Raw genomic sequence first — 14,604 nt, 5'->3', positions numbered from 1 at the left:
TAATGGCTAAGAACTTCAAAGGAATCGCGGCAAGTAATGGTATTGCAATTGCAAAGGCCTACTTGTTAGTTGACCCAGATTTGTCTTTCTCAAAGACAACAATTACAGATGTGACAGCTGAACAAGCTCGTGTCGACGATGCTTTGAAGGCTGCTAGTGCAGATGTGGAACTTATTAAGACAAAAGCTGCTGAAAACCTTGGTGAAGAAGAAGCCCAAGTGTTTGAAGCGCATTTGATGGTTTTGGCTGATCCCGAAATGTCTAGCGCATTTAAGCAAAAGATTGCTGATGACAAGGTCAATGCTGAACAAGCTGTTAAAGAAGTGACAGATATGTATATCAGCATGTTTGAAGCCATGACGGATAACGCCTACATGCAAGAACGTGCAGCAGATATTCGTGATGTCACGAAGCGTATTTTGTCTCATTTGCTGAATGTGGCTTTGCCTAATCCAGCATTGATTGATGAAGAAGTGGTCTTGGTTGCAAGAGACTTGACACCTTCAGATACAGCACAACTTGACCGCAACTTTGTTAAGGGTATCTTAACTGACTTGGGTGGTCGTACAGCGCATGCGTCAATCATGGCACGGACGTTGGAAATTCCAGCTGTCGTAGGAACTGAAATTGCCACAAAAGAAGTGGCAGCTGATGACATGGTGATTGTTGATGGCTTGACGGGCGATGTGATTATCGACCCAGATGCTGACACATTGGCCAGTTACCAACAAAAGGCGGCTGATTATCAAGCACAACGTGCTGAATGGGCCTTGTTGAAAGATCAACAATCAGTTAGTGCCGATGGCAAGACATTTGTCGTGGGTGCCAACATTGGTTCACCAAAAGACATGCCTGCCGTTTTGGAAAATGGTGCTGAAGGCATTGGTTTGTATCGTACTGAATTCCTATACATGGAATCAGATCACTTGCCAACTGAAGAAGAACAGTTTGAAGCTTATAAGACTGTTGTTGAAAAGATGGCTGGTAAGCCAGTGACAGTACGTACCATGGATATTGGTGGCGACAAGCACTTGAGCTACTGGAAGTTACCAGAAGAAGAAAACCCATTCTTGGGTTATCGTGCGATCCGTATCTCTTTGGATCAAACAGAAATTTTCCGGACACAACTCCGTGCGTTGCTACGTGCCTCAGCTTTTGGTAATTTGTGGATTATGTTCCCAATGATTGCCACATTGCCTGAGTTCCGTGCCGCAAAGCAAATTTATACAGAAGAACGTGCTAAGCTTGAAGAAGCTGGTGTGGCAATGGGTGATGTCAAGTTAGGTATCATGATTGAAATTCCAGCTGCTGCCATGTTGGCTGATAAGTTTGCTAAGGAATTGGACTTCTTCTCAATTGGTACCAACGATTTGATTGGTTATACAATGGCTGCAGATCGTGGTAACGATAAGGTTGCTTATTTGTATCAACCTTATAACCCATCAATTTTGCGTTTGATCAACAATGTGATTACTGCCGCTCATAAAGAAGGTAAGTTTGTTGCAATGTGTGGTGAAATGGCTGGTGATCCAATCGCTGTCCCATTGTTGATGGGTATGGGCTTGGATGAATTCTCAATGAGTGCCCCATCTATTTTGCAAACACGTGCATTAATGAAGCAGTTGAATACTGCTGATATGAAGTTATTGGCTGAAAAAGCTTTGGATGCCGAAACAAATGACGAAGTCATTGCATTAGTTGAATCAGCAATTGACTAGAACAAGTTTTAAGACCGCCGATTGGCGGTCTTTTTGTGTTAAAATATAACCTATGAAGATTTTAGCCTTTGATACAAGTAACCAACCACTCACGGTGAGTTTGGCGGAAGATAATAACGTACGACGTGTGTTCACAACGAATGAAGCGCGGAATCATTCGATTCAGTTATTGCCAGCCATTGAAACAACGCTGGCTGAACAACAATGGGCGCTCAGTGATATTGACCGCATTGTGGTTGCCCAAGGACCAGGGTCATTTACTGGGCTTAGAATTGGTGTGACTGTTGCTAAAATGTTAGCTAACACGTTGCAAGCCGAGCTTGTAGGTGTTTCTAGCTTAGCCGTGTTGGCTGCGCAAGTGACCACTCCTGGTTTAGTGGTACCACTGTTTAATGCGCGCAATAACAATTTTTTTGCAGGCGTTTATTTAAATGATAGCGCTGCATTAGCTGATGCACATCAACCAATCGATCATTTGGTAACTTGGTTGCAGACACGTGATGAGCCAATTACTTTTGTGGGGGAAACCACAGAATTTGTGCCCACGTTACAGGCGGCTTTTGGTGACCGAGCGACGATTTTAACACCCGCTGACAGCTTACCTGACGGGCATGGCATTGTTACACTCGGTCTCAAAGCACAACCTGTCGCTGATGTGGCGCACTTTAATCCCAATTATTTAAGGAAAACCCAGGCGGAGTTGAACTGGCTTGCTGCGCATCCTGGTGAGGATAATCCCGAAAATTATGTTTTTGAAGTTTAATCACCAACCTAAATTACCGCTTGCCTTACCGCGATTTGTGACCAAGACGATGACAGTCAGTGGATATGACTTTGTGTTACGTCGCGCCACAATCGCTGATATTGACACGTTGGTTAGAATTGAGGAAGCGGTTTATGCTGGTGTCGCGCCGTGGGTATTGCGTGACTTTCTTAGCGAATTGTCGCGGCCACATATTCGCCTCTACTTAGTGATTGAGCGCCACCAGCAAGTTATTGGCTTTGCCGGGGTTGCCTATCAACGAGATCAGCGTGATATGCATATTACTAATATTGCGGTTGTTCCAATTTGGCAAAGTCATGGTTTAGGCACAACCATTTTGTCAGAGATTCATCAATTTGCGACTGCGGTCGGGGTTGCAACCATGACGTTAGAAGCACGCGCTTCTAATCATGGGGCGATTGCCTTATACCAACGATTAGGCTTTGAACAAACAGGTATCAAAAAAGGGTATTATTTCGGTGATCATGAAGATGCCGTGTCAATGGTGAAACAACTTGAAAATTCAACCAGCAACAATTGAAGACAGTGAAACCATCTATCGTATTGCCCAAGCGGCCTTTCAACCGTCTCCTTGGCCAAAAACAGTCTTTGAACATGAACTCACAAGTCCTCGCAGTCGTTATTTTTTAACGACTGGTGGTTTTATTGGGATTACCCAGATATTAGATGAAGTTGAAATTAGCAGTATCGCGGTCCAACCAGATTATCAACGGCAAGGTATTGCGCAAGCATTATTAACAACCGTGTTGGCTTTGCCGGATGTTGCCCGATTTTTATTGGAAGTCGACGAGTTAAATCATCAAGCGATTCGGCTGTATGACAAGATGGGCTTTTCACCTTATCATCGCCGTGAGAAATATTATAAAAATGGTCATGCCGCGATCATGATGGAAAGGAAAATGTAAGTGGTTACCAAGGTAACTACTTACACGCATAAATATGACAAAAATCATAGCATTTGAATCCAGCGCTGATGAAACCAGCGTTGCCATTGTGGAAGATGGCCATATTGTCCTAAGTAACGCTGTAGCGACACAAATCAATTCCCATCAACGTTTTGGTGGTATTGTGCCGGAAGTCGCCAGTCGACACCATATTGAATGGATTACACGCGTGTTAGATGATGCGTTGGCCACAGCTAACGTGTCACCAGCAGAGCTTGATGCGGTGGCGGTGACCTATGGACCCGGCTTGGTGGGTTCTTTACTGGTTGGCTTAATGGGTGCAAAAACCTTTGCGTTGGCCCATAATTTGCCAATAGTGCCGGTCAATCATTTGGCCGGTCACATTGCAGCGGCTAACTTTAATCAGCCAATTCGCTATCCAGCCTTAGCTTTGATGGTGTCTGGCGGCCATACCGAACTGGTCCTCATGCAAAACGAAAATGAGTTTGCCGTGTTAGGGGAAACGCGTGATGATGCGGCAGGAGAAAGTTTCGATAAAGTTGGCCGTTTGTTAAAGTTACCTTATCCAGCGGGTAAAACTATTGATGATATGGCGCACAAAGGGCAACCAACGATTAAGTTTCCCACTGCTATGGCGCATGAAGATAATTATGACTTTAGTTTCTCTGGCTTAAAAAGTGCGGTCATTAATTATGTCCATCACGCCGAGCAAAAGGGGGAAACAATTGATCAATATGACTTAGCAACGAGTTTTCAAAATGCGGTTGTGGATGCGCTGGTTGGTCGAACGAAACGCGCCTTACAAGACTACCCGGTTAAAAGTTTTATCTTGGCTGGTGGCGTGGCGGCTAATTCACAATTGCGAGAAACATTAGAAGCATTGCTGGTGTCATTTCCAGAAACAACGTATATTCCTGTGCCACGGCAATATACGGGTGATAATGCCGCGATGATTGGGGCAGCAGGCTACTGGAATTACAAACAAGGTATTTTTGCGGGCTTAGACTTAAATACTAATCCAGGCTTAGATTTTGAACTAATATAATCGTAATAAGATTGTGAATCTATCACGATCTTTTGTTGCGATCCTTATTTTTGTGGTACAATAGTTATGCAAAAGTTCACAAAGTAATCTAAGGTGCCGATTTCATCAGACCATCACGTTTGCGTTTAGTGAAACAAGCATGATAATAACGACATTAACACTGGAGAAAATTATGACACAACCTAAAATCCCGCGTGCGACCGCAAAGCGTTTGCCGATTTATTTCCGCTATTTAACATTTTTACACGATGCGGGGACTGACCGCATTTCTTCTGCTGAATTAAGCGATGCAATTAAGTTTGATGCGGCCACGATTCGTCGTGATTTTTCTTATTTTGGTGCCTTAGGCAAGCGTGGCTATGGCTACGATGTCAAGGCGTTGCTGGATTTCTTTGCCAATGTGTTGGATCAAGACAGTCTCATTAATGTGGCGTTAATTGGTGCTGGAAATTTGGGGCAAGCTTTGCTTAACTTTAACTTTCACCAGTCTTCTAACATGCGTATTTCAGCGGCTTTTGACGTGGATAAGTCACGTGCAGGCACGATTATGGCTGGTGTGCCGATTTATTCAATGACTGAATTAAAAGAGCAGATTGCTGCGCAACGGATTAATATTGCCATCTTGACCGTACCACAAGGTGTCGCCCAAGAAATCACGAATGAACTCGTGGATGCTGGCATTAAAGGGATTTTGAACTTTACACCTTTGCGTGTGACGGTACCAAGTGGCGTGCGTGTGCAAAATGTGGATTTGACCAATGAATTGCAAACATTGGTTTACTTTATTGAAAACTATGGTTCAATTACGACAGGATAATAACTAACATGCCGATTTTAGATTTAAATGATCAAGAAAAAGTACAGGCGTATCAACGTTTTGTTCGAGAAGATCCGCGTGGGCAGGTGACCCAAGACCCGCTATGGGGTGAACTCAAAGCGAATTGGGGCCATGTTTATGTTTACCATGAAACGGCGGGGCAAATTGATGCGGTATTAACGGTGTTAACGGTTGAAGCTGTGCCGGGTAAGCTGCTGGGATATGCTGGTCGCGGACCGATTGGCGACATTCATAATGTGGCGTTGATTAAAAGTATGATCCAAGAAGCTTTGGCAGCCTTGCCGGATAATGTGTTCCTCATTCGTTTGGACCCTGAAGTGGCCTATAGCGATGCGTTGAATGCCGAATATCAAGCGGCTGGCTTTGTGACACGTAATCGTGAGATTCACCACATGCATGGCAATATTCAACCACGCAAAAATGTGGTGTTGTATTATGATGGTCGTGGTGAGGGTGCGACACCAATTACGACAGAAGAAGAACTGATGTTACACTTCAAGCGTGATTATCGTAACCAAATCCGTCGTGCGGCCAAAGATGGCGTTACCGTGACTGCTGGTGGTTCTGAAGCAGATGTGCGCGCCTTTTTTGAAACTTATGTGATGATGGCTGCGGCACAAGGGATTACCCACCGACCAATTGATTATTTCTTGCGCATGCAACAATTATGGGCTGGTACCGGCTTATTTAAAGTGTTCTTAGCACACTTTGAAGGTCGCGTGATTGCCAGTGGCATTGGCTTTAGCTATGGTGATGAAATCTGGTATATGTATGCTGGTTCTGACCGGCAGTATGCGAAGCACTATGGCCCATATGCTGTGCAATGGGAAATGTTAAAATGGGGTCTAGCACTTGGCAAAGTCGAATACGACTTTGGTGGTGTTGGGGACTTTGTGCCCGAAGATGGCCTCTATAAATTTAAGCACGGCTTTGCTTATCATGATCCACAAGCTGAATATATTGGTGAACTGGATTGGGTTGTGGATGAAACAGCCTACGAAACGTATCTTGAACAATTTAAATAATCCGCCGTTGGCGGCTTTTTTAGTTATTCAAGATTATGCTATAATTAAAACATTGTGGGCTAATTCATGGCGTGGTTGACAAGATATGCAGGTAGGGCTTGTGCACGACAAATTTGTTTTAGTAAACGACAGATATTTAAAAGGAGTGTGTTGTGAATGACCATCAAAATGATTGCTTCTGATATGGACGGAACTTTTTTGACAGCAAATGATGCGTATAATCGTCACCGTTTTGAACGTGTCTTGGATCAACTTCAAGAAAAGGATGTCCGCTTTGTAGCGGCTTCGGGCCGGCAAGTTAAAAACTTGCAACAACTTTTTGCCCCAACGATTGCGAAAGGCTATGAAATCAATTTTGTGGGATCAAATGGGGCGATGGTAGCAACACCAGACGAGCAACTCTATTCTGTCCATTTGTCACCAGCGCAATTACATCAAGTCATTGAATGGAATGCCAAAAATCCTGAATCGGCTGAAAATATTATTATTATGACGGGTGATAAGGCAACGTATGTCTCTAACCATGCCACCGGCCCGGTCGCTGATATGGTCTTTCAGTTTTATCCAAATGTGAAGCAAGTGGAAAAATTGATGGAAGTTGATGACCATATTTTAGAAGTGACATTTGTCTGGCCCAATGATGAAGTGCAACAACACGTTGCTGAATTGCGGCAAGTCTTTGGCGATGAACTTCATGCGACGGGGTCAGGATTTGGTTCCGTTGATGTGTTGGGCAAAGGGGTCGACAAAGCAACTGGGTTGCAAGTTTTGCAAGACTACTATGACATTTTAGATCGTGAAGTAATGACCTTTGGTGATAATGGGAACGATTTAGAAATGTTGCAAAAATATGAACATGGTTATGTGATGCCAAATGCCGAACCATTTATGTTGCAGGCCGTCGATAAGCGTGCTTTGAATACGAATGTTAACGATGGGGTGTTAGCCACGATCGAAGATTATTTTGGTTTAGCTAGCACGTCATAAATGATCGCAAACAAAAAAAGAAGGTTTATGCCTTCTTTTTTGTTTGCGGTGAAGCAAATCGGTTCACACCAATAGCCACTAGAACCCCCACAAATGTATCTGCAATACGATCAATCACGTAGACAACCGTTGCACCGGCTGGAATATTTAAGGCAATCATCAATAAAGCAGCAAGTGCGCCGATAACCCCACTATTAAAATTAAAACCATCTAAGAAAACAATGGTGATGATCACAAGCAGTGGGAGGATGATAATTGCGACCCAGTCAGCATGGTCAGTTTGCGTATAAATGAGAAAGTAGACCAAGGCGAGCAAGCCACCAACGGTGTTTGAAATTAAACGGATCTTAGCAAAGCTCAGCGTTTTATCCCAACTTTCACGTAAGGCAAAGACAGCCGCTAAAGCAGCGACAAAAGGGGGACGGTTAAAGCAATAATAGACGGCAATGATTAACATGACCGCCATGGCTGTTTTTAGCGTCCGTAAACCGATCCGGAATCGTCCAAATTGCATAACTGCCTCCACTAATATTCTTATCATTTTATCATTAAAAAATGGTAAAATCTATGTATCACAAAACGAAAGGATCTTGCAATGTCGCCATATTAGCCATGCAAGACAACAACACATGTCAAATCCAGTTTTAGATTTATTGAATAACCATCGTTCAATTCGTGCTTATACGAATGAACCGGTCACCGATGACATTGTGACAACGATTTTATCTGCTGCCAATGCGGGACCGAATATGAATAATTACCAACCGGTCACCTTTATTGAAATTACTGACCAAGCATTGAAGGCGGAAATTACAGCACAAGTCGGGATGGCTTATATTGAAAGTGCCGCCCGTTATTTTGTGGTTGCCGTCGACTTTAATAAAGACTTGATTGGTTTAACGCCGGAGGTGCGTGCCCTGGCTGAGGAACGGCTAGCGACGTATGCCATGTTAGAAGGTGGCATTGTGTCGGCTGGTGTTGCTTTGGGACGCGCCCAAGTAGCCGCAGAAGCGCTTGGGCTGGGCAGTGTGACCATGGCTGGGGCACTGGGCGCCTTTGAATTATATGAACAACATTTACAATTACCAAAGTTTGTGAAAGCAGTCATGGGCTTTTCAATTGGTTACCCAGCACAAGAGCCTGGCATTAAGCCAAAGTTGCCAATGGCTGGGATGTGGATGAAAGATCATTACGATCAAGACCGAATGGTGGCAGCCGTTACGGCATATGATCAAACGATGACAACCTATTATGCCGATCGGGGTGTGGCTAGTTCTTGGGTGCAAAATAATACGAAACTGTTGACACGACCACGTGACTATACGGGTTTGAACAACTATCCAAAACAAAAAGGCTTTCGCCTATCATAATGTTACACGATAGTATAAAGACTAAACACGTAGCAGTGTTTAGTCTTTTTATGTGGACAAGACAAATAGGAAGATACCGCCAAAAACAGCCAAAATATGATAAAATGAAAGCGCATACAATTTTATTAACATTGTATATAAAATCATCAAAAAGGAGATCAAAACGCTATTATGACAATCCTGATGTTAGCACCAGCTTTACAGGAAAAAATTTGGGGTGGGACAAAATTAGCGACGTTTGGCTACCAGTTGCCATCCGACCACGTGGGCGAGGCCTGGGTAATTTCCGCACATGACAATGGGGTCTCAAAGATTACGCAAGGTGAGTTTGCCGGGCAAGACTTAGCTCAGTTGTGGACAGAACGACCAGAATTATTTGGCGGGCATGATCCTGAACAGGCATTTCCGCTATTAGCCAAAATTTTAGATGCCCAGGAAAACCTATCGATTCAGGTACACCCGAATGATAAGCAATCATCCGAGAACTTTGGCAAGACGGAAAGTTGGTACATCTTAGATGCCACACCTGACGCCAAGTTATATTACGGGCATCACGCGCCGACTAAATCAGCGTTAAAAACAATGGTTGACGAACGTGAATGGTCACAGCTACTGCGCACAATTCCGGTGCAAAAAGGGGATTTCTTTTATGTGCCGGCTGGGACTTTTCATGCCTTGGGTGCTGGTGTATTAGCTTTAGAAATTCAACAAAGTTCTGATTCAACTTATCGTTTCTATGACTTTGATCGTGTGGATGCGACAACGCAGCAACCACGGCCATTACAAATTGATGCCGCACTCAGTGTGACCAAGGCGCCTCACGTGGATCCGATTTTGAACCAGAGAACGCGGTTGCAAGATCAAACGATTTTAACGCGTTTACTGACATCGCCTAAGTTCACCATTGATAAGTTGTCTGTTCGTGGGGAAAGCCATTTCAACCAACACCATGATTATGAATTGTTTAATGTGATTGCTGGTGACTTAACTTTGACGGCTGAAGGGACGACGTATCACCTTAAAAAAGGTGATAATTTTATCATGTTAAAGGATACTGGCAACTACACATTATCGGGCCAAGGTGAAGTGATTGTCAGCTTTGTCACGCCAACAAGTTATTGTGAACAAGAACTCTCATATCTCGATAATTAAAGGTAGAACTGTTTTCAGAAAAGACGGTGTAAAAATTTTGAAAAAATGCAATGAAAGCGTTTACTTTTCAGGACAAAAGATGTATACTATTGACTGTAAACAATAACGGCAATAATATATTGTGAAAGCGTTTACATCGCGATTAAATTCCTATATAATCGTATAGTAAACATTTATTGAGAAGGAGATTATCGATGGTTAATCTTATTGTTGCTAGTCATGGCGACTTTGCAAAAGGCATTATCATGTCGGGTTCAATGATTTTCGGTGAACAAGAAAACGTTGAAGTCGTGACATTCCAGCCGACTGAAGGACCAGACGATTTAGATAAGCATTATCAAGATGCCTTGGCAAAGTTTGATAATGACGATGACACATTGTTCTTGGTTGATTTGTGGGGTGGCTCACCGTTTAACCGTGCCAGCCTCATCCAACAACAAAATCCAGAACACGTTGCGATCGTATCTGGGTTGAACTTGCCAATGTTGATTGAAGCTTACGGCGGCCGTCTAGGCATGAATTCAGCAGCTGATTTGGCGAAGTACTTAGTACCAGTCTCAAAAGACGGTATTAAGTCAGTGCCAGAAGCAGAAGAAGCAAAGCCAGCGGCGCCAGAAAAGGCGGAAGCTAAAGCTGACGCGACTGATGGTTTGAAGCCAGGTCACATCAACATCAATTTGGCACGTTTGGATACACGTTTGTTGCACGGTCAAGTGGCAACAGCTTGGACGCCGTATTCAAAGGCTAACCGTATCATCGTTGTATCTGACGCGGTTGCCCATGATGAATTGCGTAAGAACTTGATCAAGCAAGCAGCGCCAAACGGTGTGAAGGCTAACATCGTGCCAATCAGCAAGATGGAAGAAGTAGCCAAGGACGATCGTTTCGGTGGTGTTGATGCACTTTTGTTGTTTGAAACTGTGCAAGACGTGCTTCGTGCCGTTGAAGGCGGTGTGCCAATTAAGACACTTAATGTCGGTTCAATGGCGCATTCTGAAGGTAAAACGATGGTCAACAAGGTCTTATCAATGGACAAGGCAGACGTTGAAGCATTTGAAAAGTTGCGCGACTTGGGTGTTGAATTCGACGTCCGCAAGGTGCCAAGTGATAGCAAGGCCAACTTGTTTGATTTGATTAAAAAAGCTAACGTTCAATAAGACTTTTGAAACGTTGATTAGGAAAGGTGTTTAACATATGTCTATTATCTCAATGGTTTTAGTCGTAATCATTGCCTTCTTCGCAGGTATGGAAGGTATTTTGGATGAATTCCAAATTCACCAACCATTGGTTTCGGCAACATTAATTGGTTTGGTCACTGGCCATTTGACTGCAGGTATTATCCTTGGTGGTTCACTGCAAATGATCGCCCTTGGTTGGGCTAACATCGGTGCCGCTGTGGCACCGGACGTGGCCTTGGCTTCTGTCGCTTCAGCAATTATCATGATTAAGGGTAACAACTTCACGCCAACAGGTATCTCTGTGGCCGTTGCTTCAGCTATTCCTTTGGCTGTTGCTGGTTTGTTCTTGACAATGATCGTGCGTACCATTTCTGTTGGTTTGACGCACGGTGCCGATGCGGCTGCTAAAGATGGTAACTATCGTGCAATTGAACGTTACCACTTGATTGGTATCTTGTTGCAAGGTTTGCGTATTGCGATCCCAGCTGCTTTGTTGATTGCAATCCCCGCATCAGCCGTTCAAAATGCTTTGGCTGCAATGCCAGAATGGTTGACTGGTGGTATGGCTATCGGTGGTGGTATGGTTGTCGCCGTTGGTTATGCATTGGTTATCAACATGATGGCAACACGCGAAGTATGGCCATTCTTCGCAATTGGTTTTGCCTTGGCCGCTGTGAGCCAATTGACATTGATCGCCCTTGGTGCAATCGGTGTGGCATTGGCCTTCATCTACCTTAACCTATCAAAGATGGGTGGTAACGGTGGCGGTGGTTCAAATGGTAACGGCTCGGGTGACCCAGTCGGTGACATTTTGGATCAATACTAGGAAGGAGCAACATGATGGCTGAAAAAATTGAATTATCACGTAACGATCGTCTATCTGTTGCATGGCGATCACAGTTCTTACAAGGTTCATGGAACTACGAACGTATGCAAAACGTGGGTTGGGCTTATGCCTTGATCCCAGCAATTAAGAAGTTATATACCACAAAAGAAGACCGAGTAGCCGCTTTGAAGCGTCACTTAGAATTCTTTAACACACATCCTTATGTTGCGTCACCAATCATTGGTGTGACATTGGCGTTGGAAGAAGAACGTGCCAACGGGGCAGCAATTGATGACACAGCCATTCAAGGTGTGAAGATTGGTATGATGGGACCTTTGGCTGGTATCGGTGATCCGGTCTTCTGGTTCACATTGCGTCCAATCTTGGGTGCGCTAGGTGCCTCATTGGCCCTTTCTGGTAACATTCTTGGTCCAATCTTGTTCTTCGTCTTGTGGAACTTGATTCGTATGTCATTTATCTGGTATACCCAAGAATTCGGTTACAAGGCCGGTTCTGCAATTACACAAGATTTGTCAGGTGGTCTCTTGAAGGACATCACTAAGGGTGCTTCAATCCTGGGAATGTTTATCTTGGCCGTTCTGGTTGAGCGTTGGGTTTCAATCAAGTTTGTCGTTAACCTACCAGCTAAGAAGTTGGCTGAAGGGGCTTACATTGATTTCCCAAGTGGCGCTGTGACTGGTGGTAAGTTGCAACAAATCTTGAGTGATCAAGCTGCTGGTTTGTCATTGACAAAGATGGCACCAAACACATTGCAAGCAAACTTGGATAGTTTGGTTCCTGGTTTGATGGGATTGGCATTGACATTCTTCGCTATGTGGTTGTTGAAGAAGAACGTATCACCAATTGCAATGATTGTTGGTATCTTCGTCTTCGGAATCATCATGCATGCCTTGCACATCATGTAAGCATGAATTAAATTATTACGATAAAGGGCGCCCGTCATTTTCGACGAGCGCCTTTGTACATAAAAGAAAAGTTATTGAGTATGCCTATCATTTAATGATACGATTAAAGTATGATAGGTGAGGAGGGTAATCATAATGGTACAATCACTGAATACTAAAGTAGCGTTAACAGCTAAAGGGATTTCGTATTTAGGTATTGGTGCGCAATACGGTAAATTCCTAGTAGGTGATCGCGCATTTGAATTTTTTAATGATAATAACGTCGCTGATTATATTCAAATTCCTTGGGCAAATGTAACGGCGGTGTATGCAAGTGTTGCCCGTCATCGGGTCAGTCGGCGTTTCCGAGTTGACACAGATCGTGGCAGTTTTTCCTTTTCATCACCAGAGTCTGGCAAAGTGTTAAAGGCAATTCGTGATCAGATTGGTCATGAAAAGGTCTTGAAACAACCAACTTTAATCTCACGTTTGAAAGCACTATTTAAAAAGCAGGATAAAAAGAAAGGCGTTTAATGAAAATATTACGGCAGTACCAGATTTTACGTTATTTAACGATTGTTGTCGCTTTGGAATTCGTTGCCATTAGCATTAACTTTTTTTACGCACCAGCCAAAGTTGCGGCTGGTGGGGCGACAGGGTTTGCTATTTTGCTGAATGAATTAGTTGGGATTGATCGTGCAGTGACCGTCTTACTGGTTAATATTTTGATGATTATCCTGGCGGCAATTTTCTTAGATCGTGGCACAACGGTGCGTATTACCTTTGGCAGTCTGTTATTGCCGATATTATTGAAAATAACACCTAGCTATCAAGTTTTGACCGATAGAACGTTTGCTGTCTTGGTTGGTGGGGCAATCTTTGCGTTTGGTGTGGCGATGCTTTATCGTGTGGAAGCGTCTAGTGGTGGTACAGCTGTACCACCGATGATTTTGAAAAAATATTTTCGCATTGCACCAGCGCTATCGCTGTTGGTTATCGATCTCTTTGTCTCATTAGGTAACCTGTTGACGGATGGTCTGGAAGCCTTTATTTTGGCGGTGTTTTCGCTCATCATTACGGCCGTTGTGATGAACTATATCGAGACAGGGCTTGACCGACGTAAAATGGTGTACATCACGAGTAATGATCACATTGAAGCCGTTAAAGCCTATTTGAAAGAAAATGATACGAGTTACACACTGATGAATGTTCGTGGTGGGTACACGGATAGCGATCGGGACATGTTGATGGTGATTCTAGAAAATCAAGATTACAATCATTTAGTGCGTGGTGTGCATCAAGTTGACCCCACGGCTTTCATGATTGCTTACGACATTAGTGAAGCGCATGGTGGCACATTTATTTAGTGATAGCTGAGTCGACTTTGAACGACAAAATTAGTCTACAAAAGTAGGCTTTTTTTATTGACAAATGTCCGGACAGTGCTATAATAATAGTTGTAATTAGCACTCGTGTAAAAAGAGTGCTAAAACTAAAAACTGGAGGTATGTCTCATGTTGAAGCCATTGGGTGATCGCGTGATTATTGAAGTAACTGAAGCTGCGGAAGAAACTGTTGGTGGCATTCTCTTAGCAACAAATGCTAAGGAAAAGCCAGTCACAGGTAAGGTCGTTGCCGTAGGTTCAGGATACGTCCTAAACGATGGGACAGTCCGCGAATTAACTGTGAAGACAGGTGATGAAGTACTTTTTGATAAGTACGCGGGGCAAGAAGTATCATTTGAAGGAAATGACTACCTTGCACTACATGAAAAGGATATCGTTGCCATTGTGGCGTAATTTTTGTGCCGAGTGAATGTGGCGCAAACAACTATATATTTAAAATGAATTACTAGAGAGGGATTGTAATCA

Annotated in this window: 17 protein-coding genes; 16 read left to right on the top strand and 1 reads right to left on the bottom strand. The window is 43.6% G+C overall.

Features of this window, described 5'->3' with window-relative positions; all coding sequences use genetic code 11:
- Window positions 1-2: 2 nt before the first annotated feature.
- From ptsP to ACW12G_RS00835, 8 genes are all read left to right on the top strand, one after another.
- Entirely contained in the window at window positions 3-1,718 is a 1,716-nt protein-coding gene (gene ptsP, locus ACW12G_RS00870) for a phosphoenolpyruvate--protein phosphotransferase (RefSeq protein ID WP_146975671.1), read from the top strand.
- 52 nt (window positions 1,719-1,770) lie between these two features.
- Window positions 1,771-2,481 (top strand): tRNA (adenosine(37)-N6)-threonylcarbamoyltransferase complex dimerization subunit type 1 TsaB, encoded by a 711-nt coding sequence (gene tsaB / locus ACW12G_RS00865; RefSeq protein ID WP_048700899.1) that lies wholly within the window; start codon window positions 1,771-1,773, stop codon window positions 2,479-2,481.
- A complete protein-coding gene (gene rimI, locus ACW12G_RS00860; RefSeq protein WP_029509528.1) occupies window positions 2,465-3,022 on the top strand; it encodes a ribosomal protein S18-alanine N-acetyltransferase in 558 nt (185 codons plus the stop codon). Before tsaB ends, rimI (ACW12G_RS00860) begins: the two co-directional genes overlap by 17 nt.
- Window positions 2,997-3,407, top strand: coding sequence for a ribosomal protein S18-alanine N-acetyltransferase (rimI, locus tag ACW12G_RS00855; RefSeq protein ID WP_048700895.1), 411 nt, complete (start codon window positions 2,997-2,999; stop codon window positions 3,405-3,407). The genes rimI (ACW12G_RS00860) and rimI (ACW12G_RS00855) overlap by 26 nt, the downstream gene beginning before the upstream one ends.
- A gap of 34 nt (window positions 3,408-3,441) precedes the next feature.
- The gene (gene tsaD, locus ACW12G_RS00850) at window positions 3,442-4,452 is read left to right on the top strand and encodes a tRNA (adenosine(37)-N6)-threonylcarbamoyltransferase complex transferase subunit TsaD (RefSeq protein ID WP_455647062.1); all 1,011 of its coding nucleotides are present in this window, start codon (window positions 3,442-3,444) and stop codon (window positions 4,450-4,452) included.
- Window positions 4,453-4,621: 169 nt separating this feature from the next.
- On the top strand, window positions 4,622-5,269 hold the full coding sequence (locus tag ACW12G_RS00845; protein ID WP_147001486.1) for a redox-sensing transcriptional repressor Rex: 648 nt from the start codon (window positions 4,622-4,624) through the stop codon (window positions 5,267-5,269).
- An 8-nt stretch (window positions 5,270-5,277) separates the two neighbouring features.
- Window positions 5,278-6,315, top strand: coding sequence for a lipid II:glycine glycyltransferase FemX (locus ACW12G_RS00840; RefSeq protein WP_455647061.1), 1,038 nt, complete (start codon window positions 5,278-5,280; stop codon window positions 6,313-6,315).
- 156 nt (window positions 6,316-6,471) lie between these two features.
- Complete coding sequence (locus ACW12G_RS00835) at window positions 6,472-7,302, top strand: Cof-type HAD-IIB family hydrolase (protein ID WP_029509533.1); 831 nt, start codon at window positions 6,472-6,474, stop codon at window positions 7,300-7,302.
- 25 nt (window positions 7,303-7,327) lie between these two features.
- On the opposite strand, the gene ACW12G_RS00830 is transcribed toward ACW12G_RS00835, so the two are convergent.
- Entirely contained in the window at window positions 7,328-7,816 is a 489-nt protein-coding gene (locus tag ACW12G_RS00830; protein ID WP_146975664.1) for an aromatic acid exporter family protein, read from the bottom strand.
- A gap of 115 nt (window positions 7,817-7,931) precedes the next feature.
- On the opposite strand from ACW12G_RS00830, the gene ACW12G_RS00825 reads away from it, so the two are divergent.
- The 8 genes from ACW12G_RS00825 to groES all read left to right on the top strand — a co-directional run bounded on the left by ACW12G_RS00825 (window position 7,932) and on the right by groES (window position 14,532).
- Window positions 7,932-8,672, top strand: coding sequence for a nitroreductase family protein (locus ACW12G_RS00825; protein ID WP_455647060.1), 741 nt, complete (start codon window positions 7,932-7,934; stop codon window positions 8,670-8,672).
- A gap of 171 nt (window positions 8,673-8,843) precedes the next feature.
- On the top strand, window positions 8,844-9,824 hold the full coding sequence (locus ACW12G_RS00820; RefSeq protein WP_455646555.1) for a type I phosphomannose isomerase catalytic subunit: 981 nt from the start codon (window positions 8,844-8,846) through the stop codon (window positions 9,822-9,824).
- A 194-nt stretch (window positions 9,825-10,018) separates the two neighbouring features.
- Complete coding sequence (locus ACW12G_RS00815; RefSeq protein ID WP_029509537.1) at window positions 10,019-10,981, top strand: mannose/fructose/sorbose PTS transporter subunit IIA; 963 nt, start codon at window positions 10,019-10,021, stop codon at window positions 10,979-10,981.
- 37 nt (window positions 10,982-11,018) lie between these two features.
- On the top strand, window positions 11,019-11,828 hold the full coding sequence (locus tag ACW12G_RS00810; RefSeq protein WP_029509538.1) for a PTS mannose/fructose/sorbose transporter subunit IIC: 810 nt from the start codon (window positions 11,019-11,021) through the stop codon (window positions 11,826-11,828).
- Window positions 11,829-11,842: 14 nt separating this feature from the next.
- A complete protein-coding gene (locus tag ACW12G_RS00805; RefSeq protein WP_029509539.1) occupies window positions 11,843-12,754 on the top strand; it encodes a PTS system mannose/fructose/sorbose family transporter subunit IID in 912 nt (303 codons plus the stop codon).
- 135 nt (window positions 12,755-12,889) lie between these two features.
- Complete coding sequence (locus ACW12G_RS00800; RefSeq protein WP_455647059.1) at window positions 12,890-13,267, top strand: DUF956 family protein; 378 nt, start codon at window positions 12,890-12,892, stop codon at window positions 13,265-13,267.
- A complete protein-coding gene (locus tag ACW12G_RS00795) occupies window positions 13,267-14,100 on the top strand; it encodes a YitT family protein (RefSeq protein WP_048700875.1) in 834 nt (277 codons plus the stop codon). The genes ACW12G_RS00800 and ACW12G_RS00795 overlap by 1 nt, the downstream gene beginning before the upstream one ends.
- A gap of 147 nt (window positions 14,101-14,247) precedes the next feature.
- Window positions 14,248-14,532 (top strand): co-chaperone GroES, encoded by a 285-nt coding sequence (groES, locus tag ACW12G_RS00790; RefSeq protein WP_010000805.1) that lies wholly within the window; start codon window positions 14,248-14,250, stop codon window positions 14,530-14,532.
- Window positions 14,533-14,604 lie beyond the last annotated feature (72 nt).

This window comes from Leuconostoc sp. (assembly GCF_965300815.1).
Note: the sequence above shows the minus strand (reverse complement) of the source record. Positions and strands in the feature narration are given on the sequence as shown.

Bases quoted from the DNA above. Each gene is read 5' to 3' on its own strand.
- tsaB (WP_048700899.1), top strand. From the start codon at position 1,771: ATGAAGATTTTAGCCTTTGATACAAGTAACCAACCACTCACGGTGAGT.
- ACW12G_RS00815 (WP_029509537.1), top strand. From the start codon at position 10,019: ATGGTTAATCTTATTGTTGCTAGTCATGGCGACTTTGCAAAAGGCATT.
- ACW12G_RS00820 (WP_455646555.1), top strand. From the start codon at position 8,844: ATGACAATCCTGATGTTAGCACCAGCTTTACAGGAAAAAATTTGGGGT.
- ACW12G_RS00800 (WP_455647059.1), top strand. From the start codon at position 12,890: ATGGTACAATCACTGAATACTAAAGTAGCGTTAACAGCTAAAGGGATT.
- rimI (WP_029509528.1), top strand. From the start codon at position 2,465: ATGTTTTTGAAGTTTAATCACCAACCTAAATTACCGCTTGCCTTACCG.
- ACW12G_RS00825 (WP_455647060.1), top strand. From the start codon at position 7,932: ATGTCAAATCCAGTTTTAGATTTATTGAATAACCATCGTTCAATTCGT.
- ACW12G_RS00795 (WP_048700875.1), top strand. From the start codon at position 13,267: ATGAAAATATTACGGCAGTACCAGATTTTACGTTATTTAACGATTGTT.
- ACW12G_RS00835 (WP_029509533.1), top strand. From the start codon at position 6,472: ATGACCATCAAAATGATTGCTTCTGATATGGACGGAACTTTTTTGACA.
- ACW12G_RS00805 (WP_029509539.1), top strand. From the start codon at position 11,843: ATGGCTGAAAAAATTGAATTATCACGTAACGATCGTCTATCTGTTGCA.
- ACW12G_RS00830 (WP_146975664.1), bottom strand. From the start codon at position 7,816: ATGCAATTTGGACGATTCCGGATCGGTTTACGGACGCTAAAAACAGCC.
- ACW12G_RS00840 (WP_455647061.1), top strand. From the start codon at position 5,278: ATGCCGATTTTAGATTTAAATGATCAAGAAAAAGTACAGGCGTATCAA.
- ptsP (WP_146975671.1), top strand. From the start codon at position 3: ATGGCTAAGAACTTCAAAGGAATCGCGGCAAGTAATGGTATTGCAATT.
- groES (WP_010000805.1), top strand. From the start codon at position 14,248: ATGTTGAAGCCATTGGGTGATCGCGTGATTATTGAAGTAACTGAAGCT.
- tsaD (WP_455647062.1), top strand. From the start codon at position 3,442: ATGACAAAAATCATAGCATTTGAATCCAGCGCTGATGAAACCAGCGTT.
- ACW12G_RS00810 (WP_029509538.1), top strand. From the start codon at position 11,019: ATGTCTATTATCTCAATGGTTTTAGTCGTAATCATTGCCTTCTTCGCA.